This is a genomic window from Brevibacterium sp. UCMA 11754, assembly GCF_021532275.1.
Classification (GTDB): Bacteria; Actinomycetota; Actinomycetes; order Actinomycetales; family Brevibacteriaceae; genus Brevibacterium.
Genome location: NZ_JACBOT010000001.1, coordinates 386253 through 409343, shown reverse-complemented (window position 1 = coordinate 409343; position 23091 = coordinate 386253). Strand labels below are relative to the sequence as shown.

Here is a 23091-nt window from a genome sequence, read left to right as displayed (position 1 = left end):
TGCGCTGGTGGCCCACCGCAGCTGTGGGTATCGGGTCGATGAGGAGGAACGCACAATGGCGGCATCCGTGGTGTTCGTGTGCACGGGCAATATCTGTCGTTCGGTCACGGCCGAACGCGTGCTCCAGAGCCACCTGGAACGAAGCGGCGCCGAGGCGGTCGTGGACTCCGCCGGCATCAGCGATGAAGAGGCCGGCAACCCTATCGACCCCACTCAGGCGCGGGTGCTGAAGACCGCCGGCTACCGGACCGAGGATCACGTGGCGCGCCAAATCACCTCCGAATGGTTGGCCGAACGTGACGTGGCCATCGCGATGACCCGCAGGCACTACCGAGCTCTGCAGAACCTCATCGCAGACCTCCCCGCCGAGGTGCGCCCGCAGCTGCGTATGCTGCGCGAATTCGATCCGCGGGTGGCTGCGGAGAAGGCTGTCGATGCTCCCGCACCGGATGTTCCCGACCCGTGGGCGGGGCAATTAAAGCATTTCGAAGAAACTCTTGAGATAATAGAAGTGTCCGTGCCGGGACTCACGGATTATCTGCACTCTGTGGCCGAGCAGACTCGGTGATACTGAAGGTAATTTTTGAAGGAGAAAACTGACATGACTCGAACACAGTGGTCCGCTCTCAAGCTTGGCTTCGCTGCCCTGCTGGTGGCTGCCTTGAGTGTATTTGCTTTTGCCCCGGCCAGTGCTCATGACCAGCTCGTCTCCTCGAATCCCGAGGACGGAACGACGGTCGACCAGCAGCCGGAATGGATCGAGATGACCTTCTCCGGCGAAGTTCAGGAGGTCGGCTCCGAGGTCAAGGTCGTCATCGACGGCAAGAACGTCTCCGCAGGTGAACTCGCTGTTGACGGCAAGAAGCTCACCGTTGCATTGCCCGACAACCTCAAGCCCGGCGACTACAAGGTCACCTGGCGCGTTGTGTCCTCCGACGGTCACCCGATCTCCGGTGACTTCGACTTCAAAATCGCCGACGCCGAGGGCGCAGGCGGCTCCGTTGAGCAGTCCTCGCAGGCCGGACTCGGCGGCGGCGTCGTCGACGAACCGGGCAAGGACACCGAAGAGCGCGGCGAGATCGGAGAATCCACCGGAAGCGATTCCGGCATGTCGACCCCGATGATCGTTCTGCTGGGCGTTGGTGGCCTGGCCATCATCGTCATCGTCGTCCTCCTCATGCGCCGCAAGGCCCAGGGCCTGCCCGGGACCACCAATAGTGATGACTCCGGCGATGGTCCGAAGAACGAGTGAGACTGATTTGACGCTGACATAAGCGATCAGCACTGATCTGACGGTGAGGCCCCGAGCGCATATGTGCTCGGGGCCTCACTGCGTCCGGACGCGATTGCGGAATAGAACCTCGCGCGGTGGCTGTTGTCCTTAACGACTGATCTATTACACCCTCGTCCGAAGGACCTCACTACTTTGTCCATTCCACTGAATATTCTCGATCTCGTCCCCATCCGTGACGGATCCACCGCTCGTGAGGCCATCGATGCCTCGATGAGCGCGGCACGTGTTGCTGATGAGCTGGGCTATCGGCGGCTGTGGTTCGCAGAGCACCACAACACCATGGGGCTGGCCGCGAGTGCCACGTCACTGCTCATCTCCCAGGCCGCCTCGGTGACCGAGAAGATCCGTGTGGGCTCAGGCGGAGTGATGCTGCCCAACCATGCTCCGCTCATGGTCGCCGAGCAGTATGGAACGCTGGCCAACATACATGGCGATCGCATCGATCTGGGGTTGGGACGTGCGCCGGGCACCGATGGAATGACAGCGCAGGCGCTCAGCCGTTCCTCGGCTGAGCCGCAGTCCTTTGCTCAGAACATCTATGACATGCAGGGTTGGTTCAGCTCCGAGGGCAAGGCGCATACGATGCCGATCGAATCCGCTGTCTCAGCCAACACCGAAGTCCCCATCTGGGTGCTGGGCTCGACGACGAACGGCGCCGCGATCGCCGGTCAATTGGGGTTGCCGTTCTCATTGGCCTCCCACTTCGCTCCGGATCAGATCGATGCGGCAATCCGCGTCTACCGTGAATCCTTCACCACCGAAGCGCCCACCGCTCAGATCGACAAGCCCTACGTCATGGCCGGCATCAACGTGATGGTGGCAGAGACTGACGCAGAGGCTGAGCGCGAGTTCACGTCGGTCAAGCAGATGTTCGCCGACATCGGCCGCGGTCGCCGCCGTCAGCTGCAACCACCGGTCGACCCGAGCGAGCTGGCCGGCGGCGGTGAGAACCCGATGCTCCAGATCAGCGCCGTTGGTTCACCCGAGACTGCGACCCGTCAGATGTCGGAGTTCGTCGAGCGCACCGGGGCAGACGAGCTCATCACCGTCACTTACGCCTATGACCCTGCTGTCGCGGAGCGTTCCCTGAAGCTGCTCGCCGACGCCTGGTTCTGATTCCAGGAGTTCCAAAATGCGAATCGGGGAACTTTCCAAGAAGACCGAGGTGCCCACTCGAATGCTGCGTTACTACGAGGAACAGGGCCTCATTGCGCCACGTCGCCTCGACAACGGGTACCGCGAGTATGACGACTACTTGGTGGAGCGCGTGCTCAAGGTCCGTGGGCTCCTTGACTCGGGAATCCCGACACGGATCATCGGCGACATGCTTCCATGTCTCAACGATACGCGCGAGACCATAGTGGCGGATCCCGACCCCGAATTGCGTGCGTTGTTGTTCGAGCAGCGCGAGAAGATGGAAAGTCGCATCGCGTTCCTCGAGCAGAATCTTGATGCCCTCGATCGGTACATCGCAGCGATGGATCGAGCCAGTGCGGATGAAATCTCGCTGACCTGATCCTCTCGAGGGATGTCGCTCAGTCCCTGACGTTGACATTGTCCTTGGGCGTCCAGTTTTCAAGGCATTCAATAATATTGTCGCCCCCAGTTTGAAATACAAAGGAACGGATGACGAGGGCCAGCGGTTGGCCCTCACTGTCGCTGGGCCGTCTGGAGAGGACAAGCAGAAGGTATCTGAGCTCATCGTCCAGCTCGGGTTCGACCCCGTAGACGGTGGCGACCTTGCGCAATCATGGCGACTGCAGTCCGGAACACCCATCTACTGCAAGGACATGACTGCCGATGAGATGCGCGCCGGACTGAAGCAGACCACACGCGAGGACATCGGCAGCTACCACGAAGACCGTGACCAGATTGCAGATTTCGACGCGGCAATGAAAAGGGTGAGCGAGTTCATGTAGGAACGCCCCACCGAGGGCGTCATCGGTCCACCAACCGCACATACGCCGCCAACCCTGCATCTTCCTCAGCCAGTGCCCTCGCAGTCGAGAGGATCGTCTTCTCCAGCGCCGAGGTGGCCCTGGTTGGCCGTACGTCCGCTCGGGTGGCGAGGCTGACCGTTCGCGACAGGCTCGGTTCCAGCAGCTGTGCCGAGGTCAGGCGCGGCCGATCGACGAGGACCATGGCCGGGACAATGGCGACGCCGAGACCGCGCTCGACGAAGCGCAGCACTGCGTCCATCTCGGCTCCCTCGACGACGATGTTCGGCGCCAACTCGGCCGCATCGAAGGCCGCCGAGGTGGCTTCGCGCAGATCGTATCCGTGATGAAACAGAACCTGGGGGAGTGCCGCGACCTCCGCCAAAGTGACCGTGTCGCCGGGCAGAAGTGAGGCCTCGCTGCGGCTGGCGCTTGACCATGAGGTGCTGCCGCCCGAACGGCGGTCCGCCCCCGCAATCACCACCAGGTCCTCACTGAGCACCTCCCGCATCCGCCGCCTCGGCATCTGCGCACTCGGACTCAACGTCCGCGTGATGAGTGCAAGATCCAGCTCGCCTGCACCCAGCGCCTCAATAAGCTCCCGCGACCCCTTCTCGACGAGCTCGAGCTCGACTCCGGGGTGCTCCTGATGGAAGCTGCTGATCGCCTCGGCGACGAGGCTGACACACAGTGTCGGCGTCGCGCCCAGGCGAATTCGACCCTTGCGCAGCCCGGCGAGCTCATCCATGTCACGGCGGACCGCCTCGGCGTCGGCGAGCATTCGTCGAGCGGTCGGCAGAAGCGTATCGCCTGCAGCGGTGAGACTGATGTGTCCATGGGCGCGATGGAAGAGTTCGGAGCCGAGCTCCTTCTCCAGCGTCGAAATCTGCCGACTCAGTGACGGTTGGGCCAGGTGAAGAGTGGCAGCGGCCTTGGTGAAATGACCGGTGTTGGCGACCTCAACGAAACTCGCGAGCTGTTCCAGATTCATGTCTATAGCGTATCGCTATCGACTCAAGCGAAACAATACATTGGACGCATGAGGTGGCCGAACCTAGCGTGGAAGACATGAACTCCACACAGGGACCGAACACCACACAGGGAAATGTCCACGCGCACGAACACATGATCTCCACCTCGGTGCTGGTCATCGGAACCGGCGGATCCGGCCTGCGCGCCGCGATCGAGGTTGCCGAATCCGGCACCGACGTCCTCGCCGTCGGCAAGCGACCCAAGGACGACGCGCACACCTCGCTGGCCGCCGGCGGCATCAACGCGGCCCTGGCCACCATGGACCCCGACGACACCTGGCAGCAGCACGCGGCCGACACGATCAAGGAATCCTATGACCTCGCCAACCCCCGCACCGTCGAAATCGTCACCCAGGGAGCCGAGCAGGGAATCGCTGACCTGGAGCGATACGGAATGGACTTCGCGAAGGAGGACGACGGTCGGATCTCGCAGCGCTTCTTCGGCGCCCACACCTGGCGTCGCACCGCTTTCGCCGGCGACTACACGGGACTCGAAATCCAGCGCACCCTCATTCATCGTGCCGAGGCCCTGAACGTCCCCATCCTCGACCGCGTCTACATCACCAAACTCCTCGTCGCCGACGGTCGCATCTTCGGCGCTTTCGGCTTCGACATCGTCGACGGTTCCCGCTACCGGATCCATGCCGACGCGGTCATCCTCGCAGCCGGTGGCCACAATCGGATCTGGCGCCGCACCTCCTCCCGCCGTGATGAGAACACCGGCGACTCCTTCCGCCTGGCCGTCGAGGCAGGAGCATGCCTGCGCGACGCCGAGCTCGTCCAGTTCCACCCCTCAGGCATCATCGAACCAGAGAACGCTGCCGGCACACTCGTCTCCGAAGCCGCACGTGGTGAGGGCGGAATCCTACGCAACGGACTGAGGGAGCGGTTCATGGAACGTTACGACCCCGAACGCATGGAACTCTCCACTCGCGACCGTGTGGCCCTGGCCGCCTACACCGAGATCGCCGAGGGCCGCGGCACGGAGAACGGCGGCATCTGGCTCGACGTCTCGCATCTGCCGCGCGAGACCATCATGAACCGTCTGCCCCGCGTGTTCCAGACGATGATGGAGACGCAGATGCTCGACATCACCCAGTCACCGATCGAGATCGCCCCGACCGCGCACTACTCGATGGGCGGGGTGTGGGTCGACCCGGTCGAGCACAGCACCGACGTCGAGGGCCTGTGGGCCATCGGCGAGGCCTCGTCCGGGCTGCACGGGGCGAATCGCCTCGGCGGCAATTCGCTCATCGAACTCCTCGTCTTCGGCCGCATCGTCGGTCAGTCCGCCATCGCGTATTCGTCTGAGCTGGGTGCGCAGGTGCGGTCGCAGTCTGCCATCGCCGAGGCGAGGGCTGAGATCGATGATCTCCTGTCCTCCGAGGGAACGGAGAACGTCAGGGCGCTGCAGCGCGAGATCCGCAACCTCATGACCGAGCATGCCGGAGTCGTCCGCGATGAGGCTGGATTGGCCGAAGGGCTTGAGAAGCTCGCGTCGATCGAAGCACGCATGAGCGAGGTGGGCATCCACCCCGACATCGCCGGATTCTCCGACCTTTCGCACGCCTTCGACCTCAAGTCTTCGGTGCTGGCTGCTCGAGCGACGCTCGAATGCGCGCTCGAACGCAGGGAGACCCGCGGCTGCCACAACCGCAGCGACTACCCCGAGCAGGATGAGAACCTGCAGGTCAACCTCGTGTGGTCGCCCTCGACCGGGGTTGTGAAGGAGGACATTTCGGCTGTCGATCCCGAGGTCGCCGAACTCATGCGCCACGAGGAGATCAGTCAGGTCGGCAAGCTCGTGGAGTGAGGAAGCATTCCTCAAACCGCGAACTCACCGCCAGAACTGTCAGGCGGTGAGCTCGCGCTTCCAATCCCCGACGAGGCTGATCAGGGTGAAACCTGTGAGGAAGGCCGGGAAAGTGGCTAAAAGTCCGAGCCCAACGATCTCAAGGTTGGTGTCGGCGGTGTCTCTGACTAGAAGAACTCCGGTCACCGCCAGTGCAGTGGCTCCCCACACGGTTCCCACGACCGCGCCCGGAACTCGAGGCAAAGCCTTCGACAGCATTCCGGTGATGAAGCTGAGGGTGATGGCGCTCCAGATAACTGATTCCACGTTGATCACACCACCGAATGCCCAACTCATGGGTGCCCGGGAATCTCCTCTGTAGTTGTGCTCGACATCGAGCGCGGGTTAGCGCCGAGGACTACAATAACTGACAAGGAACGTTGAATACAGTAGGTGTTGCCGTGTGTTTCGATCGCGCTGTGTGCAGCGCCGGCAATTCTCCCACCAGTGCAACGTTGCCGGTCCTGCCCGAAGAACGCTGATGACACTGCAGGCCGGGTCCAAAAGAACCCGGCCTGCAGTGTCGTGTGATCAGCTCGTGACGATCAGACGGTGGTCATGCCCTCCGACGACGCCGAGGTTGTCCGAGCTCTCGCCCGTGCGTCGGCTGGCGCTGAGGCCCGCGAATGCAGGTAGCTGCCGATGGCCAGACGGTTGATCGCCGAGCGACTGACGATGCCGACGACACGAGCATTCTCGCCGTCGATGACCGGAACCTTCTTCAAGTTGGCATCCGACAATGCAGCCACCGCGTCGGCGACCGAAGCGCCGGCGTCGATCGTTATGACGTCCCGCGTGGCCAGACGCATGACATTGAGCTTCGAGAGATCGGCCAGCGCGTGCTCCAGATCGTTCTCGGCTCCGATCGCAAACGAGTAGATCGACGTCGATGACGGGTGGGCCGCCGATAGATTGCGCATGACGTCACCGTCGGAGAGGAAGCCCGCGAGCGAACCGTCCTCAGCCAGGATCGGTGCGCCGGAGATGCCGCGTTCGGTGAACATCTGCAGAGCCTCGAGGACCGTCTGGTCCGAAGACAGAGCGAACACTTCGGACTTCATGATCGAGGCGACGGTATTCTCAGAGGTCATGGTGTGCTCGGAGCTCTGAACCGCCTCGGCGCCGGCCTTCGAAGCGTCGACGGCGGATGCATCCGCGGCGTCCGCAGCCGAACGTCCACGCACGGACCGGTAGGCGGCGATCGCCAGCACGATGCCAATGACCGAGGTGAGCACGACGAGTCCGACTGATCCATGGAAACCGGTGAGCAGCGAGTCGATCTCACTGGCACCTGAACTCATACGAGCACCGCTGAGCGCGCCGTAGATTCCGGCGGCCAGGGAGGTGCCGACACAACCAGCGATCTGGAAGCTCGTCGAGACGACGGTTACGCCGTGCGGGCTGGTCTCACGGTCGAGATGGGACAGCGCGAAGGTCTGTGCCGGTCCGATGACGAACGCGGTGGCCAGCACGGCCGGAATGTAGAGGATTCCGAAGAGCAGGATGGACGTGCCGCCGGCTGCAACGCCGACCAGAGTGACGAAGACGGCCATGACGAGGAAGCCGAGCGGGATCGACCACTTGCCGCCGTGGCGATCGAACATGCGACCGGCGACGGGGCCGAGGATCACGGTCAGCAGGATTCCTGGTGCCAGGGTGATCGAGGCTCCCATGGGTTCCATGCCGCGTGCGGCCTGGAGGAAGAGCGGGATGACGACGTTCATGGCGAAGACGAACAGCAGGCCGAGCATCGTCATGATCACTCCGAGCACAAAGGGCCTGCTGGAGAACGGACGCAGGTCGAGCAGGGGATCCTCGATGCGACGCTGGCGGACGATGAACAGCCACAGGGCGATGAGCCCGACGACGAAGGAGCCGACGGCCACCAGAGCAGAACCGCCGAATGCCGCGGTGACGCCGTAGAGGATGCCGATCAGAGCGACGGCCACGAGCAGGAACGAGAGGACGTCGAGGACGGGGCGGCCGAGCTCGGCGACGGTGCGCAGGAAGACGGCGCCGGCGATGAGTACGACGACGCAGAGGGCACCGAAGACCCACATCAGGGTCGTCCACGGAGCGATGGTGAGCAGCGCGCCGGAGAGCACGATGGCAAGTGACGGTCCAAGCGTGGTCATCGCGGCCATGATGCCCATGTTCATGCCGAGCTTCTCGCGCGGCGAAACCGCCAGAGTGATGTTCATGCCGATGGGCGTGAGGAGACCGGTGCCGATGGCCTGCAGCAGGCGGCCGATGAGGAGGACGCTGAAGCTTGGAGCGAGTGCGCCCACGATCGAGCCGATGACCATGATCGCGACCACGCTGATGAAGAGTGTGCGCGTGTGGAAGCGGTGATAGAGGACATTGGCGACGGGCACGAAGACCGCAGCAACGAGCAGATAGGCGGTGGTCAGCCACTGGACCGTGCTCACGTCGACGCCGAAGTCGGACATGATCGGCGTGAATGCGACGTTGAGGAACGTCTCGTTGAAGGTGGCGAGGAACGCGGCGGCTGCCGCGACTGCGATCATCCAGCCTGCGCGTCCTGTGGAACGCGGGCGGGATTGGACAGATGAAGTCATCAGTTCTCCTGACATGTCGACGGGGATTGTTGCTCGACCGTGCCGTGTCAGAAGAACCCATAAGGGGTCTTCGCGTGTCGTGTCATCGAAGCGCGTGATGGCCAAATGGCCAGACATCAATGTAACAGCAATTGAAACTTTTCATAAGCGAGAGAGATTTTCAGTTCTCGTGTTCGGCTGATCCTTATCGCACGAGCGGCCTTGGCGTGGGCCATGCAATTCTGATGCATCTATCAATGTATGCATCTGATAGCGTGAAGTCATGAACGATCTGCTGACGCTCCCGTGGGAAAGCACTGACGACTCCTCGCCGATCGCCGCCCGGATGGCCGCCTGGGCCGCACGCGAAGTCATCGAACAGCGCTACGAGCCGGGCGCTCTCCTCACAGAAGCCGACCTCGCTGAGGCTCAGAAGGCTAGCCGGACACCGGCACGAGAGGCGATGCTCCAACTCGAGCGCTGGAGGCTGGTCCGCCTCGTGCCGAAGAAGGGCGCGATCGTCACCACGGTGACCCGTCAGGAGCGCCGCGACCTGCTTGCGGTGCGCGCCATGTTCGAGACCGACGCCGTCCAGGCATTAACTCTCGACAGCGACTTCGCGCCGCTGGCGGCAGACCTGCGCACGCTCCTCGACCGGCAGCAGAAGGCACTGGATGCCAATCATTCACTCGACTTCGCCAGTGCCGACTACGCCTTCCACGCCTGCATCATCCGCAGCGGCGGCAACAGCATTGTCGAGGAGATGCTGACCACGATGGGTCCGCGCTTGGCCCGCCTGACCTACCAAGTGGTCATCGATCAGCCCAGTTCGCTGCACAGCCTCTTCGACGAGCATGCCGAACTCACCGATCTCGCCGAACGCGGTGAAGCCAAGGGCTTCGGACAGGTCGTGCGCGAGCACATCAAGTCCTCGCACTTCCCCGAGAACCAGTGACACCCGATCCACCAGCACCCAACCCGGAATCGCCCGCAATGACTTCAGAACCAGCAACCGAAACCGCGGAATCGGAAGCGGCAACGACGAAGAGACAAGAGGACCCCAGCCCTCGCCGAGGCGGTGCTTGGCTTCGCGTCGTCCCCGCAATGTTCCTGCTCGCCTGGGGCGGCAACCATTTCACCCCACTCGTGCACATGTACGAAGAAGACGGCGGCTATGCCGTCTGGCAGGCGAACCTCCTCCTGGGCATGTACGTCGGTGGATTGATACCGGGACTTCTCGTCGCCTCGGCGCTCTCGGATCGACGCGGCCGCAAACCGATCCTCATCGCCGGGACGATCGCCGCCATAATCGGCAGCGTCCTGCTCGGACTCGGCTTCGACCTCTTCTGGCTGCTGTGCATAGGCCGCGTGCTCGCCGGAATCGGGGTAGGTGTGGCCATGTCCGTGGGCACCAGCTGGATCAAGGAACTCTCGGCTCCGCCCTTCGATAACAGGGCCGGCATCACCGCAGGCGCTCGCCGCCCCGCGCTGACGCTGACCGTGGGATTCGCCATCGGCGCCGCGGTCACAGGCTGCCTGGCGCAATGGGGTCCGCTGCCCGAGGTGATCCCCTACGCGGTCCACGGCCTACTCAGCATCGTGGCGCTGCTCATCGTCCTCACCGCACCGGAGACTCTGACCAAGGAGCGCCGATCGGTGCAGCACTGGTGGCGGGGCCTGAGGATTCCACTGGTCGGACACCGTACCTTCATCAGGCTCATCATCCCGGCCGCACCATGGGTATTCGCCGCTGCCGGAGTCGCCTACGCGGTGATGCCCGCGCTGGTCCAGGACGAGCTGGGGGAGTGGACGACCCTGTTCGCGACCGTGCTCACCGTCGTCACCCTGGGAGCGGGAGCTCTGGTGCAGAACCTGGTTCCGCGCATCAACCGGTGGACGGGCGGACGTGCGCTGGTCGTCGGCCTCACGCTCATGACCATCGGCATGGCTCTCGCGGTTGTGGCGGCTCTGGTCGCCAACCCGATCGTCGTCTTCGTCGTCGCCATCGTCCTCGGCATCGCCTACGGCATCTGTGTCGTGGCAGGACTCGTCATCGTCCAGGCCATCGCGGAACCGAAGGACCTCGCGGGAATCACCGGTGTCTACTACTCGCTGGCCTACTCCGGATTCCTGCTGCCCACGGTGCTCGCTGGCCTGCTGCCCGTCATGCCCTACAGCATCTCGCTCGGCGCAGTAGCACTGGTCTGTCTGCTCAGCCTCGGCGCCGTGTCGTTGGCATCGAAGGGCCGCGCGTAACGCCGTGGCGTCCGTCAAGGCAGCGGCGCGAGCACCAACCGATCAGCCGCGGCAATTAGGCTATGAAAATGGAGGTGACATCGTGAGCCAAGAACCGCCGTCATTGTTTGAGCCTGACGACGTGGGCCGCCCGCTGGCCGATCGTCTGCGCCCGAAGTCCCTTGAGGATGTCATCGGGCAAGATCACCTGCTGGGGGAAGATGCCCCGATTGGTCGAATGGTCGCCGAGGCGAGGCTGGTCTCGATGGTGCTGTGGGGACCACCAGGATGTGGGAAGACAACCATCGCGCGACTGCTGGCCGAACGCACCAACTTAGTCTTCGAATCGGTTTCAGCGACCTTCTCCGGCGTCGCCGAACTCCGCAAAGTCTTCCAATCAGCTGCCAAACGCCGCGAGATCGGCCAGGGCACGATGCTGTTCGTCGACGAGATCCACCGCTTCAACCGCGCCCAGCAGGATTCCTTCCTCCCGTACGTAGAAGACGGCACGGTCGTGCTCGTCGGTGCGACCACGGAGAACCCCAGCTTCGAACTCAACTCTGCATTGCTCTCCCGCGCTCAGGTCTTCGTCCTCAAACGCCTCGACGAGGAAGCGCTGACCACGCTCATCACGCGAGCAGAGGAAACCACTGAGAGAGAACTGCCTCTTGATGCGCAGGCACGACATGCCCTGGTGGCGATGGCTGACGGCGATGGCCGTTACCTGCTCAACCTCATCGAACAACTCCAAACCGTCAGCGGTACTCTCGACACCTCTGGCCTTGTCGAGCTGGTTCAACAGCGTGCACCGATCTACGACAAAGCCCAAGAGGGGCACTACAACCTCATCTCCGCGCTGCATAAGTCAATGCGCGGTTCTGACCCCGATGCGTCACTGTATTGGTTGGCGCGCATGCTCGAGGGTGGGGAAGATCCCCTCTATATCGCCCGACGGCTGGTCAGATTCGCCAACGAAGACATCGCGATTGCCGACCCGCAAGCCATCCAGCAAGCGCTGGCGGCATGGGACGTGTTCGAACGTCTCGGCTCCCCAGAAGGGGAACTCGCCATCGCCCAAGCCGTCGTCTACCTTGCAACCGCACCGAAGTCCATCGCCGTCTACCGTGGATTCAACGCAGCGAAGAAGCTCGCGAAACGGACCGGGTCTCTCATGCCTCCGGCAAATGTCCTCAACGCCCCGACGAAGCTGATGAAGAACCTCGGCTACGGGGAGGGATACGAGTATGACCCGGACAGGCCGGGAGGCTTCTCAGGTGCGAACTACTTCCCTGAAGGCATGACACCGGAGAAGGTGTATCGGCCCACCAGCAACGGTTACGAACACATCATCGCGAAGCGTCTGTCCGAGTGGGATCGGATGCGTGCTGAAAAACGTCAGCAGGAAGGTCGCGCCGACAATGACCCGTCAGACGATGGCGACACATGAACAGATAACGGATGGGCGCAGGCGCCATCTCATACGCAGGTTTGTAGAGTGAACGACGTTCGCATCGATGCAAGAGGAGCTATCAACAATGTTCGGAAGTCAACGACAGCAACCAGCGCCGGCGGTCAGCGCCTTCATCGACATCATGGGCAGTCGTCATGTGCTCACCTCCGCCCGGGCGACTGAACCCTTCGCCAAAGGCAATCGCTTCGGCGGCGGCAATGTGCTCGCCGTCCTCAAGCCGGGCAGCCTTGTCGATATGTGGCGGGCTCTGCAGGTCTGCGTCGATCACGATCTCATCGTCATCCCACAGTCGGCGAACACCGGACTGACCGGAGGCTCGGGCCCCGGCGATCAGGACTACGACCGTGAGATCGTCATCATCTCCACCCTGCGCATCAACCAGATCCATCTCATCAACGATGCCCGTGAGGCCGTGTGTCTGGCCGGATCCACGCTGTACGAACTCGATGACAAGCTGGCACCTCACGGGCGCGAACCCCACTCGGTGATCGGTTCGTCCTCGATCGGTGCTTCGGTTGTCGGCGGCATTGCGAATAACTCCGGCGGCAGCCAGATTCGCAAGGGCCCGGCCTTCACGAAGCACGCGATCTTCGCCCGAGTCAATGACGAGGGCAAGGTCGAACTCGTCAATCGCCTGGGCATCAGCCTCGGCGATGATCCGGCCCATATCCTCGACAAACTCCAACGCGGCGAATGGGACGAAGCCGATGTCACGCCGCCCCCGGAAGACACCCTCGACACCGAATACAGCGAGCACGTCCGCGAGATCACCGATTCTCCTGCCCGCTACAACGCCAACCCGAAATTCCTTCATGAGGCGTCAGGGTCGGCCGGCAAGCTGATGGTCTTCGCCGTGCGCACGCGGACCTTCCCCAAACAGAAGGATTCGACGACCTTCTACGTGGGAACTGACAGCCCCGCCGAGCTCGAGGCCCTGCGCCGGGCGATCCTGACCTCGGACATGCCGCTGCCGATCTCCGGTGAGTACATGGGACGGCCGTCCTTCGACCTCGCCGAGAAGTACGGCAAGGACACGTTCGTCTCCGTCAAACACGCCGGCAGCCGCGAACAGATCAAGCTCTTCGCGTTGAAGAACTGGGCGAACGGGGTGTTCGCGAAGCTGCCCTTCTTCGGACAGACCGTCGCCGATTCCATTGCGCAGGGTGCCTTCAGCTTGCTGCCGCAGCAGCTGCCGGACCGAATGCTTGAGTACCGCGACCGCTTTGAACACCATCTGCTCCTCGTCGTCAGCGGCGACCAGAAGCAGAGGACCGAGGAGTTCCTCACGACCTTCTTCGCCGAGGCGGGCCGTGACGGTGAATTCTTCATCTGCACTGCCGATGAGGCTCAGTCCGCTATGCTCCACCGCTTCGGTGCCGCCAGTGCTGCGACCCGCTACTTCAATCTCCACCGCGAAGACTCCTCGGAGATGATCACCTTCGACGTCGCGCTGACACGCGATGACGAGGATTGGCTCGAGGTGCTGCCCACGGAGATCTCAGACCAGCTGCACATCAGTTCCTACTACGGCCACTTCTTCTGCCACGTCTTCCACCAGGATCATGTGGCGAAGAAGGGAGTCGACCCGATCGCTTTGAAGAAGCAGATGATGGCGCTGCTCGAGGCACGCGGAGCGGCCGTGCCCGCCGAGCACAACTATGGTCGCCTCTACCAGGTGCCTCCGGAGATGGAGGCTCACTTCAAGGAGCTCGACCCGTGCAACGTCTTCAACCCGGGGGTCGGCGAGACCTCACCGCACAAGAACTGGGCCTGAGGCGCACTCCACGGACGCTCAGGCAGTGATGCGAAGTGACGTTGCCGCGAAGAAGAGCAGTGATGCCCGCCGTGGGCCCGGCAGTCGGTTGAACAGATGCCCACACCGCCGAGGTGGGTCAGTCCTCGTCTTCGATATCTGCCGCCGCGGCCGCTTCGGCACGGGCCTGCTTGATTTTGCGTATGCGAGAGAACGTCATGAGGGTGATCGTAGCGATGAAGCCGACCGTCGCACCGATAACGATGGCGTACGTGCTGGTTGCAGCACCGAGTGTGGTGCTTGCTCCCATGCCGGCATCGATGAGCGGATGGCCCTCACTCATGTGGAAGACAATCGCACTGACCCAGACAATGGCGAACACCGCGCCTGCGATGTTGCCGACGATCAGCCGTTTCGCTGAGACGCGGGCCATGGACATCGCGAAGTCCACATTCTCGCGCTTGCAGTACCCCGAAATGGCGCTGCTGGTCACGATGGAGCCGAGGATGATAAACGCACTCCACAATCCCGCGCCGAGAACTGCGAAGATGAGTCCGAGCGCGAAGAACACGTAGGTGGAGACGACGGCCCCCAGCGTATACGCGCGCAGGATGACGTCGCGCTCGCGTTCATCACCCATCGACGGGTCGTTGAAGCCTGCGATCTTGTCGGCGAGTTCGTTGCTGCGGTTCTTCCTGTCGCTGCTGTTGTTCATTATGATTCCTCCTGAAGTGAAAAGATTTCTTCCACTGTGGTCTCCAGCGAACGGGCGATGCGCAGTGCCAGATAGACGCTGGGTGCGTAGTCGCCGCGCTCGGTGGCGATGATCGTCTGACGCGAGACGCCGGTGCGTTGGGCAAGCTGGGCCTGCGTGAGACCGGCGGCCTTGCGGACGTGCTTGAGATTCGAAGTCTGAACGTCCATCCCGCTTCCTGATGTCAACTATTCTTTACATAAAAAGTAAAACATCATTGACATGCCATGTCAAGAATCTTTGACATTTGGCGGCCATCACTACCGGTAACGGCACAACCTCCCGTTGCAACGCGGTGTTTTGATGCTCGTGGTGCGTGGTGCGTGGTGCGTGGTGCGTGGTGCGTGGTGCGTGGTGCGTGGTGCTCGCCCGCGAGCGCGATGGGCCCCTCGTCGAGTTGGACTGGCTGGTGCTCGGGGTTCCACGGTTCGAGCGTGGGGCCCGGCCCCGTCGGGCTCTTCAGTCTGCTCGTCTGCGCAGAAGGATCACTCCGTCGGCCCTCGCTCTCTAACCCTTCAGCGACACGTTCCGTCCGGGTCGGTTGACCCGCACCTCGTGACTCGACCGCTTCGGGTTGAGCAGCTTGAGCAGCGACAGCGCCAAGAGAGCACCGACGATGGCGCAGCCGGCCGGCAGCAGCATCGCCGTCTTCGCATTCGAGGCGTCGATGATGTTGCCGGCGAGGGCCGACCCGAAGGCGACGCCGAAGCCCAGGGAGGTACCCAGCCAGGCGAAGGCCTCGGTCAGACGCCGTGGCGGTGCCAGCGCTTCGATGACGGAGTTCGCGCCGATGAGGCTCGGGGCGATCGTGAAGCCGACGATGAACAGGATGATCGTGTAGGAGACCATTCCCTGGGCCAGCATCATCGAACACGCGCCGATGGCCAGCAGGGCAACGGTGACGCCGAAGCGGTGATGGGTTGCGGAGTTCCAGTTCCTTGACCCGTAGAGCGCACCGGCGATGAGTGAGCCCAGGGCGAAGGCGCTGAGCAGGATGCCGGCCAGGGACTTCACACCCTGTTCGTCGGCGAAGGCCACGGCAATGACGTCGATGGCGCCGAAGTTCACACCCAGGAAGACGTTGACGATGATGATCGTGAAGATGCCTGGGTTGGAAAACACGTGGCCGCGAGATTCTGTGGTGCGTTCGATCGGCGGGGGCTCGGTCGACTTCTGGATGTAGAGCAGAGCCGAGCCGATCCCGGCGGTGAGCATCGAGAGGATGATGCCTGCCGGTGGGAACACGGCGGTGGCGAGTACGGTGGCAACGACGGGGCCGGTGACGAAGAGCAGCTCATCGGCTACGGATTCCCAGGAGAAGGCGGTCTGCAGCTTTTTCGGCGAATCCACGATGTGTGACCATCGCGAACGCACCAGCGACCCGACGGAGCCGACAGTGGCACCGCCGATTCCGGCGAAGACGAAGATGAGACCCACCCACCAGTCTGCGTAGACGCAGACGATGAGCAGCGAGAGCGCCACGAGGTGGGTGATGACGATGGGCACCATGACGGTGGCTTGGCCACGACGGTCGACAAGGCGCGCGATCCCGGGGCCGGCAAGAGCTTGGACGATCATGTACACGGCGGCGACGATGCCTGCCAGACCATAGGAGCCGCTGACGCCCTGGATGAACAGAACGATTCCCAGGCCCAGAACTGCGATGGGCATACGTGCAACAAGACCGGCCAAGGAGAACTTGAGAGCACCGGGAAGAGACAGAATTTCCCGATAGTTGTTGAACACCAGGAAAGTCTACCTAGGGCATGAAGCGTCCACGATACGGATACGGCGTTGTTACCGGTGAGTCGAGTCACCTCGGCGACGTTCAGTCGAGGGGCGGGCGAGCGATGAACCCAGGTCACAGGCAAAAAACAGCCGCGCACCGGGGGCAAGGTGTCCGGGGGAATGTAGCAGAAGCTATATAATTGCCAAGATTGCAATCCTCTCCCGCCGGCACCCACGCCGCATTGACTGAAACCCGGAGTGCCGATGACGGACAACAGCAGTTTCGATGATCTGTTCGACAGCCAGGAAGACCGACCGCAGCGTCCCAAGCGCAAAAAGAAGAAGGTGTGGCGCAAGATCCTCGTCGCCGTGCTCGTGATCGTCATCCTCGGCGTGCTCGGTGTAGGCCTTTACCTGTGGAACGTGGGTCGGACCTTCGACAACAACGCGAACAAGCTCACCGACGAGCAGATCTTCGGCACGCAGCGTCCCGATGACCAGAAGGAAGACGGCGGTACGAACATCCTGCTGCTGGGCTCCGATGAGCCGATGGACCAGGTCGACGTCAACGACTCCCGCGGACTGCGCTCGGACACGATCATGGTCATGCACATCCCGGAGTCCGGATCCAATGTCCAAGTCATGTCGATCCCGCGTGACAGCTGGGTCGACATCGAAGGCCACGGCAAGGCGAAGATCAACTCCGCACTCTCAACCGGTGGCCTGCCCCTGGCCGTGTCCACGGTCTCGGACTTCATCGGCACGGAACTCGACCACGTCGCGATCATTGACTTCGAAGGTTTCAAAGCACTGACCGACAGCCTCGGCGGTGTGACCGTGAACTCGGAGCAGAGCTTTGAGAAGAACGGCTACACCTTCACCAAGGGAAACAACCTACTCGACGGCGACGAGGCGCTGACCTTCGTGCGCGAACGCAAGTCCTTCCAGGACGGCGACTTCCAGCGGGCCCGCAACCAGCAGGCCTTCATCCGGGGACTGACCAACGAGATCATCTCCGCTGACACCCTGTCGAATCCGAAGAAGATCCAGAACATGGTCAAGGACTTCTCTCCGTACATGTACGTCGACTCCGGTCTGGACGCTCAGTACATCTCTGCCACGGCCTTCGCCATGCGCGACGTCCGCCCCGGTGACATCGAATTCTTCACCTCCCCAACCGCGGGAGTCGGAACATCGAGTGACGGTCAGTCGATCGTCAACGTCGATGAAGAGGAACTGAAGAAGGTCCAAGACGCGTACAAGAACGACACCGTCGATGAGTACGTCCAGAACGCCCCGGAGTCGCACCTGTAAACGTCAGACCCGATACCTCGCCGAGGTGGCCCCGCCCACCCGTGCACGTGACGAACCCCGCCCCCTGAGTTCTCAGGCTGCGGGGTTCTTCGCACCCGTATCGGGTGACGGTGCCTCAGGTGCCGAACTGGACCTTGTGGACTCCGTGGGGTGCGCCCCATTCGCCGCCGTTCGAGACCTCTTCGTTGGCGACTCCGACGGACATCGTCTCTCCGGTGACGGTGTTCTCATAGTCCGAATAGATGGTCCCTGCGGCTCCGTCGCCACCGGTCTTTACCCAGTGGGTCGCATCCTCGTTGCCGTGCTCATTCAGGGCCTCGACGACCTCAGGCGTGGCGAATCCTTCGACTCGCTCTGAGTTGCCTGCACCCCAGGCTCTGACGAGCTCATCGGCGTAGATGCCGGTATCTGTCGGGTAGTGGACCGACTGCGGCGAGGTGTCTGTGCTCGTAGCCGCTGCGGGAGCGGGTGCCGCCAGTGCGGGGCCACTGGCCAGGCCGATTCCTGCGAGGCCGGCGACGGCGGCGATTCCCAGAGCTGCTGCGCGATTGCGGATGGTGGTCTTCATAGTGTCGATCCTTCTTCTTCGAGGGGCGTCTTCTGTCGGAGATGCCACCGGATGAGTGGCACATCAGCGACGCGGTCCAGTATTGCCGCCGCGCTTGAAGTCAGAACCACAGCGGCTGGGAGGACGCTCGGAGTAAGTAACAGCTTGGAGACGAGTTGTCTGCAGTCCTGCGGCGGTGACTGACACATGCCGGGGCAAGGGCTCTGACACCACAATATCTATTGCCTGATAGCGCGGTGCGACGAAGTCCTGAGCAGAGTCGACCTGACCGTGACGAACGGTTGTTGCCGAGCACCGTTTGCTACGTTTTCGACAGAACAGTGAAACCCGATCGTGATCGGACCTCGCCGAGGTTGCTCGACGTCACCGTCGACCGCGCAGGCCAACACATGGTCGGTTCACCCCAAGGGCACTTCCCGTCGGCTGCGCTGTCCCCATGCGAAGTAGACCGCCGCCAGCACGGTCGCGATGACAAGCAGACCGAGGGCTCCGATGAGCGCTGCCGTCAGCCCGAGCAAGGCGAGCAGGCCACTCGTGGCCATGATGCCCAGGGCATTCGTCGTCCGCAGCAGTGCGAACATCTCCGCTCGACGCTCCTCCGGTGCAAGGCTGTCGAGCGCGAGCAGATAGAAGGTGTCGAGCATCGGCAGGAACCATCCGACGATGAGGGCACCGGCAAGTGTCAGCGCAATATGCCCATCGATGAGGAGCTGGGAGAAGGCGAGCGTGGTGATGGCGAAGAAGGTTGTGACCTTCCACCGCCCGGGCATGCGGTTGCGGATGCTCACCCAGACTCCGCCGAGGACCGAGCCGATGCACATCGCCAGGGCAAACAGGAAGGCCCAGGCCGGGCTGAGCCCGAACGACAGCGCGAAGGACACCGCTCCCACCTCGATTCCCGCAATGGAGGCTCCGGTCGCGCCGGAGGCGAACAGCCAGATCCAGACCGCACCCGGCACCGGAGCTCGACGTCCCGAACCCGACCCGGTCGCAGGCGTCGACCGGGCCTCGGGGGTGGCAGGGATGAGCAGCATCGGTCCCGAGCCGACGATAGTCACAACAGCCATCGCCGCAACCGGTGACCAGGCGCCGAGTACGGATGCCAGCACTGGTGAGGTGGCGAAGGCGACCTCGTTGAGGGTGGCAGCGATTCCCAGGGCGCGTGGCATTCCCGAGGGCTCGACGAGGTGGTCGAGCAGTGTCCGCATGTAGCCGTAGGCCGCGCCATTGACAAGACCGGCCACGATGACGGCGACGACGAGGTAGCCGAACGGTGCTGAGACAGCGGCCAGGATCGTCACCGCGAGCAGCCCGAGCGTCCGGAAGGCGATGAGTGTGCGCAGGTAGCCGACGCTGCCGAACCGGTGCCCCAGGCGAGTGATGGGCACCGAGCCGAGGATCTGTGCCGCCGTCATCGCAAAGACCAGGCCGGCACCTGACTCGGCGGACCCTGTCAGCGGCAGTGCGAGGAGGGCGAAGGCAATGGGTGCCGCCGCCTGCGGAACACCGAAGGTCCCGTAGCCGATCTGCCAGCGCAGCACGTTGATGCGCGAACGCGACGAACCGCCCTCGCCTTGCGATGTATCAGCCCCAGGTCGCGTCATCAGGCACCGATGACCACACGGATGAAGTCGACCGAGGCCTCCTGGCCTGCCGTGTAGGAGTAGCCCCGGTCGGTGGAGATTCGTGTCGACATTCCCGCGGACAGCCTCAGGGATTCGTCGTTGAGTTCGAGCACGAGTTCCCCGGACAGAATGTGGAGGATCTCCTCGGTGCCGGCACGGTCGGCTTCAGTCTGATACCGCACATTTGGCCCCAGATGCCAACGCCACAGCTCGGTGCCGGGAACGGAAGATGCGCCGAGGATGTACGCGGTGCTGTCGCTCGGGCCCTCCCAGGCCAGGGTGTGATCGTTGCTGGGATCTGAATGTTCGGTGCTGCCGAGGGTCGCAGACCGCCCCGGTTCTGATGGCGAAGGCGTCGAGCTGCCGGGTCCCGACGCGGCAGCATCGCTGAGGGCCAGATCGGCGAAGCTCACATCGAGGGCATGGGCGATGCGGTCGATGGTGGCCAGACTCGGGTTCGCCTGGCCCAGCTCGATCTGAGTGAGCATTCGTCGGCTCAGCGCAGCCTCGTCGGCCAGCCCTTGAATGGTCCATCCCCGCGCCTTGCGAAGGCTGCGGACCCGGTGTCCGACGCGATCGAGGAAGGTCTGGATGCGCGGGCTCTTCAATGACACGATGAGCACTATACTGCACTCTGAGCCTGAGCACTATATTTCTCGAACGAAGGAAGTCAGTCGGTACAGATAGAGGCGTTCGCGCCGACGACACGGAGACGTTGAGAACTGGGCTGACACTGACCGAAGACTTCCTCGACAGTCTCGGGACATAGGAAGCGCATCATCATTGCCCGGCCGAGGTGGTTCTTCGTTTTCGTCGGACGTGATCTGGGCCATATGAAGACTGGGGTCGAGGCCCTAGAGTGGGTTCTGAGGTTCATCCCATTCGTCACTCAGAGGAAGTGGACGATCCGAGCAGAGAGCGGAGGCCCGCATGACCTACGTGATCGCGCAGCCGTGCATCGATGTCAAGGACAAGTCGTGTGTCGACGAATGTCCTGTCGACTGCATCTATGAAGGTGAACGCAGTCTCTACATCCATCCCGACGAATGCATCGACTGCGGTGCCTGCGAACCGGTCTGTCCCGTCGAGGCGATCTTCTATGAGGACGATGTCCCGGAGGAATGGGCGGACTACTACACCTATAACGTGGACTTCTTCGACGAGCTCGGTTCGCCGGGAGGCGCTGCGGGACTGGGCAACACCGGCCGGGACCACTCAGCCATCGCTGCCCTGCCGCCTCAGAATCAGGACGTCGAGCTGTAACCAGCCGGTGGCTGGGAGCCGCTTCGGGCTACTCCAGCACCCCATCCACCAATGTCCGTGCGTCGTGCTGGACGGCCCGCAGGTGGTCCTCATCGCGCAGTGACTCGGCGTAGATCTTGTACACGTCCTCCGTGCCGGAGGGGCGCACCGCGAACCAGGAGTTCTCGGTCGTGACCTTGAGTCCGCCGATGGGTGCGTTGTTTCCCGGCGCCGAGGTGAGTGTTGAGGTCACCGGTTCACCGCCGACGGTCTTCGCCTTCACCTGGGAGGCGTCGAGTGCCCCCAGCTTCGCCTTCTGCGCGCGGGTGGCGGGGGCATCTTGGCGGGCGTAGGCGCTGGTGCCGAAGTTCGCGGCCAGTCCTGCATAGCGCTGGGACGGAGTCTGTCCGGTCTTCGCCGTCATCTCTGCGGCCAGCAGGGCCATGATGATGCCGTCCTTGTCTGTTGACCAAACCTTGCCGTTGCGGCGCAGGAACGAAGCACCTGCAGATTCCTCACCGCCGAAGGCCAGTGTCGAGTCGAGGAGTCCGGGGACGAACCATTTGAACCCGACGGGGACTTCGAACAGCGGGCGGCCGTGGGCGGAGACGATGCGGTCGACGATCGAGGAGGTGACCAGCGTCTTGCCGATGCCGGCATTGGAAGACCATTCTGGTCGGTTGTCGAGCAGGTAGTCGATCGCGGTCGCCAGATAGTGGTTGGGGTTCATCAGCCCGGCGTCGGGAGTGACGATGCCGTGGCGGTCGGCATCGGCGTCATTGCCCGTGGCGATGTCGAAGTCATTGCGGGAGGCGATGAGCCCGGCCATCGCGTAGGGCGAGGAGCAGTCCATGCGGATGTTCTCGTCCCAGTCCAGGGTCATGAATGACCAGGTGGGGTCGATCTCGGGGTGGACGACTGTGAGGTTGAGGTCGAAGTCCTCGGCGATCGCGGCCCAGTAGTCGACGCTGGCTCCGCCCAGGGGATCGGCGCCGATGTGGATGTCGGAGCTGCGGATGACATCGAGGTCGATGACCGACTCGAGGTTCTCGGTGTAGTTGGAGATGAAGTCGAAGTTCTCGGTGTTATCCAGGTGGAAGGCCCGCTGGAACCCGGTGCGTGGAATCTTATCCCATCCGGCCTCAAGGTAGGAGTTCGCGCGCTCGGCGATCCACGTCGTCGTCTCCGAGCCGGCCGGGCCACCGTGCGGCGGGTTGTACTTGATGCCGCCGTCGGAGGGCGGGTTGTGGCTGGGGGTCACGATGATGCCGTCGGCCTGCGCATCCGTTGCGGTCTTGCCCGCGTTGAAACCCAGAATCGCGTGGGAGAGCACCGGCGTAGGAGTGAAACCGTCACGCTCATCGATGAGCGCCGGCACTTCAGCAGCGGCGAGGACCTCGAGGACGGTGAGGAACGCTGGTTCGCTCAGCGCATGGGTGTCACGGCCTAAGAAGATGGGCCCGTGAATGCCCTGCTTCTTGCGGAAGTCGACGATGGCGGCGGTGATCGCTGCGATGTGGGCTTCGTTGAACGCACGGTTGAAGCTTGACCCGCGGTGTCCGGAGGTCCCGAAGCTCACGGCCTGCGCAGGCACGGAGGAATCGGGGACGAGATCGTAATACGAATCAAGCAGTGCGGAGATATCGACGAGATCCCTGTCCTGGGCCAGCTGGCCGGCGCGAGTAGTCATACTTCTACAATGCCAAACCCGAACCGATGCACACAGTCC

The 23091-nt window shown here is 62.9% G+C and carries 22 protein-coding genes; 12 read left to right on the top strand and 10 right to left on the bottom strand.

Annotation, left to right across the window (positions count from 1 at the left end):
* Positions 1–55 precede the first annotated feature (55 nt).
* The 5 genes from HX613_RS01860 to HX613_RS01840 all read left to right on the top strand — a co-directional run bounded on the left by HX613_RS01860 (position 56) and on the right by HX613_RS01840 (position 3213).
* Entirely contained in the window at positions 56–568 is a 513-nt protein-coding gene (locus HX613_RS01860) for a low molecular weight protein-tyrosine-phosphatase (protein WP_235343802.1), read from the top strand.
* Positions 569–601: 33 nt separating this feature from the next.
* Positions 602–1252: a copper resistance CopC family protein gene (locus HX613_RS01855; protein WP_235343800.1), complete on the top strand. Its 651-nt coding sequence runs from the start codon at positions 602–604 to the stop codon at positions 1250–1252.
* Between the two features lie 174 nt (positions 1253–1426).
* Positions 1427–2410: an LLM class flavin-dependent oxidoreductase gene (locus HX613_RS01850; protein ID WP_235343798.1), complete on the top strand. Its 984-nt coding sequence runs from the start codon at positions 1427–1429 to the stop codon at positions 2408–2410.
* Between the two features lie 16 nt (positions 2411–2426).
* The gene (locus HX613_RS01845) at positions 2427–2810 is read left to right on the top strand and encodes a MerR family transcriptional regulator (protein WP_235343796.1); all 384 of its coding nucleotides are present in this window, start codon (positions 2427–2429) and stop codon (positions 2808–2810) included.
* A 91-nt stretch (positions 2811–2901) separates the two neighbouring features.
* Positions 2902–3213 carry a hypothetical protein gene (locus tag HX613_RS01840; protein ID WP_235343795.1) on the top strand — a complete coding sequence of 104 codons (312 nt, stop codon included), beginning with the start codon at positions 2902–2904 and terminating at the stop codon, positions 3211–3213.
* Between the two features lie 19 nt (positions 3214–3232).
* On the opposite strand, the gene HX613_RS01835 is transcribed toward HX613_RS01840, so the two are convergent.
* The gene (locus tag HX613_RS01835; RefSeq protein ID WP_235343794.1) at positions 3233–4222 is read right to left on the bottom strand and encodes a LysR family transcriptional regulator; all 990 of its coding nucleotides are present in this window, start codon (positions 4220–4222) and stop codon (positions 3233–3235) included.
* A 77-nt stretch (positions 4223–4299) separates the two neighbouring features.
* Between HX613_RS01835 and HX613_RS01830 the strand changes: the two genes are divergently transcribed.
* The gene (locus HX613_RS01830) at positions 4300–6075 is read left to right on the top strand and encodes an FAD-dependent oxidoreductase (RefSeq protein ID WP_235343793.1); all 1776 of its coding nucleotides are present in this window, start codon (positions 4300–4302) and stop codon (positions 6073–6075) included.
* A 39-nt stretch (positions 6076–6114) separates the two neighbouring features.
* Here HX613_RS01830 and HX613_RS01825 read toward each other — a convergent pair whose 3' ends face one another.
* Together HX613_RS01825 and HX613_RS01820 are read right to left on the bottom strand one after the other, a co-directional pair.
* The gene (locus HX613_RS01825; RefSeq protein ID WP_235343792.1) at positions 6115–6411 is read right to left on the bottom strand and encodes a hypothetical protein; all 297 of its coding nucleotides are present in this window, start codon (positions 6409–6411) and stop codon (positions 6115–6117) included.
* A gap of 248 nt (positions 6412–6659) precedes the next feature.
* A complete protein-coding gene (locus tag HX613_RS01820; protein ID WP_235343791.1) occupies positions 6660–8693 on the bottom strand; it encodes an MFS transporter in 2034 nt (677 codons plus the stop codon).
* A gap of 262 nt (positions 8694–8955) precedes the next feature.
* Here HX613_RS01820 and HX613_RS01815 point away from each other — a divergent pair, with 262 nt between their 5' ends.
* The 4 genes from HX613_RS01815 to dld all read left to right on the top strand — a co-directional run bounded on the left by HX613_RS01815 (position 8956) and on the right by dld (position 14152).
* Positions 8956–9627 carry a GntR family transcriptional regulator gene (locus HX613_RS01815; RefSeq protein ID WP_235343790.1) on the top strand — a complete coding sequence of 224 codons (672 nt, stop codon included), beginning with the start codon at positions 8956–8958 and terminating at the stop codon, positions 9625–9627.
* A gap of 38 nt (positions 9628–9665) precedes the next feature.
* Complete coding sequence (locus HX613_RS01810; protein WP_235343789.1) at positions 9666–10928, top strand: MFS transporter; 1263 nt, start codon at positions 9666–9668, stop codon at positions 10926–10928.
* An 82-nt stretch (positions 10929–11010) separates the two neighbouring features.
* Complete coding sequence (locus tag HX613_RS01805; protein ID WP_235343787.1) at positions 11011–12354, top strand: replication-associated recombination protein A; 1344 nt, start codon at positions 11011–11013, stop codon at positions 12352–12354.
* An 88-nt stretch (positions 12355–12442) separates the two neighbouring features.
* Entirely contained in the window at positions 12443–14152 is a 1710-nt protein-coding gene (gene dld / locus HX613_RS01800; protein ID WP_235343785.1) for a D-lactate dehydrogenase, read from the top strand.
* Positions 14153–14270: 118 nt separating this feature from the next.
* On the opposite strand, the gene HX613_RS01795 is transcribed toward dld, so the two are convergent.
* The 3 genes from HX613_RS01795 to HX613_RS01785 form a co-directional block, all read right to left on the bottom strand.
* Positions 14271–14846 (bottom strand): hypothetical protein, encoded by a 576-nt coding sequence (locus tag HX613_RS01795; protein WP_009884586.1) that lies wholly within the window; start codon positions 14844–14846, stop codon positions 14271–14273.
* Positions 14846–15055, bottom strand: coding sequence for a helix-turn-helix transcriptional regulator (locus HX613_RS01790; protein ID WP_235343784.1), 210 nt, complete (start codon positions 15053–15055; stop codon positions 14846–14848). Before HX613_RS01790 ends, HX613_RS01795 begins: the two co-directional genes overlap by 1 nt.
* 337 nt (positions 15056–15392) lie before the next feature.
* Positions 15393–16631, bottom strand: coding sequence for an MFS transporter (locus HX613_RS01785; protein ID WP_235343782.1), 1239 nt, complete (start codon positions 16629–16631; stop codon positions 15393–15395).
* Between the two features lie 246 nt (positions 16632–16877).
* On the opposite strand from HX613_RS01785, the gene HX613_RS01780 reads away from it, so the two are divergent.
* The gene (locus HX613_RS01780) at positions 16878–17927 is read left to right on the top strand and encodes an LCP family protein (RefSeq protein ID WP_235343781.1); all 1050 of its coding nucleotides are present in this window, start codon (positions 16878–16880) and stop codon (positions 17925–17927) included.
* Positions 17928–18042: 115 nt separating this feature from the next.
* Here HX613_RS01780 and HX613_RS01775 read toward each other — a convergent pair whose 3' ends face one another.
* The 3 genes from HX613_RS01775 to HX613_RS01765 form a co-directional block, all read right to left on the bottom strand.
* Positions 18043–18495: a hypothetical protein gene (locus HX613_RS01775; protein WP_235343780.1), complete on the bottom strand. Its 453-nt coding sequence runs from the start codon at positions 18493–18495 to the stop codon at positions 18043–18045.
* A gap of 398 nt (positions 18496–18893) precedes the next feature.
* Positions 18894–20099: an MFS transporter gene (locus HX613_RS01770; protein ID WP_235343778.1), complete on the bottom strand. Its 1206-nt coding sequence runs from the start codon at positions 20097–20099 to the stop codon at positions 18894–18896.
* A complete protein-coding gene (locus HX613_RS01765; RefSeq protein ID WP_235343777.1) occupies positions 20099–20734 on the bottom strand; it encodes a helix-turn-helix domain-containing protein in 636 nt (211 codons plus the stop codon). The genes HX613_RS01770 and HX613_RS01765 overlap by 1 nt, the downstream gene beginning before the upstream one ends.
* Positions 20735–21050: 316 nt before the next feature.
* Here HX613_RS01765 and fdxA point away from each other — a divergent pair, with 316 nt between their 5' ends.
* Positions 21051–21383: a ferredoxin gene (gene fdxA / locus HX613_RS01760; RefSeq protein WP_235343776.1), complete on the top strand. Its 333-nt coding sequence runs from the start codon at positions 21051–21053 to the stop codon at positions 21381–21383.
* Between the two features lie 28 nt (positions 21384–21411).
* On the opposite strand, the gene pgm is transcribed toward fdxA, so the two are convergent.
* Positions 21412–23052, bottom strand: coding sequence for a phosphoglucomutase (alpha-D-glucose-1,6-bisphosphate-dependent) (gene pgm, locus HX613_RS01755; protein ID WP_235343775.1), 1641 nt, complete (start codon positions 23050–23052; stop codon positions 21412–21414).
* Positions 23053–23091 lie beyond the last annotated feature (39 nt).

Bases quoted from the DNA above. Each gene is read 5' to 3' on its own strand.
- HX613_RS01815 (WP_235343790.1), top strand. From the start codon at position 8,956: ATGAACGATCTGCTGACGCTCCCGTGGGAAAGCACTGACGACTCCTCG.
- HX613_RS01795 (WP_009884586.1), bottom strand. From the start codon at position 14,846: ATGAACAACAGCAGCGACAGGAAGAACCGCAGCAACGAACTCGCCGAC.
- HX613_RS01780 (WP_235343781.1), top strand. From the start codon at position 16,878: ATGACGGACAACAGCAGTTTCGATGATCTGTTCGACAGCCAGGAAGAC.
- pgm (WP_235343775.1), bottom strand. From the start codon at position 23,052: ATGACTACTCGCGCCGGCCAGCTGGCCCAGGACAGGGATCTCGTCGAT.
- HX613_RS01860 (WP_235343802.1), top strand. From the start codon at position 56: ATGGCGGCATCCGTGGTGTTCGTGTGCACGGGCAATATCTGTCGTTCG.
- HX613_RS01825 (WP_235343792.1), bottom strand. From the start codon at position 6,411: ATGAGTTGGGCATTCGGTGGTGTGATCAACGTGGAATCAGTTATCTGG.
- HX613_RS01790 (WP_235343784.1), bottom strand. From the start codon at position 15,055: ATGGACGTTCAGACTTCGAATCTCAAGCACGTCCGCAAGGCCGCCGGT.
- dld (WP_235343785.1), top strand. From the start codon at position 12,443: ATGTTCGGAAGTCAACGACAGCAACCAGCGCCGGCGGTCAGCGCCTTC.
- HX613_RS01835 (WP_235343794.1), bottom strand. From the start codon at position 4,222: ATGAATCTGGAACAGCTCGCGAGTTTCGTTGAGGTCGCCAACACCGGT.
- fdxA (WP_235343776.1), top strand. From the start codon at position 21,051: ATGACCTACGTGATCGCGCAGCCGTGCATCGATGTCAAGGACAAGTCG.
- HX613_RS01770 (WP_235343778.1), bottom strand. From the start codon at position 20,099: ATGACGCGACCTGGGGCTGATACATCGCAAGGCGAGGGCGGTTCGTCG.
- HX613_RS01820 (WP_235343791.1), bottom strand. From the start codon at position 8,693: ATGACTTCATCTGTCCAATCCCGCCCGCGTTCCACAGGACGCGCAGGC.
- HX613_RS01775 (WP_235343780.1), bottom strand. From the start codon at position 18,495: ATGAAGACCACCATCCGCAATCGCGCAGCAGCTCTGGGAATCGCCGCC.
- HX613_RS01845 (WP_235343796.1), top strand. From the start codon at position 2,427: ATGCGAATCGGGGAACTTTCCAAGAAGACCGAGGTGCCCACTCGAATG.
- HX613_RS01830 (WP_235343793.1), top strand. From the start codon at position 4,300: ATGAACTCCACACAGGGACCGAACACCACACAGGGAAATGTCCACGCG.
- HX613_RS01810 (WP_235343789.1), top strand. From the start codon at position 9,666: ATGACTTCAGAACCAGCAACCGAAACCGCGGAATCGGAAGCGGCAACG.
- HX613_RS01855 (WP_235343800.1), top strand. From the start codon at position 602: ATGACTCGAACACAGTGGTCCGCTCTCAAGCTTGGCTTCGCTGCCCTG.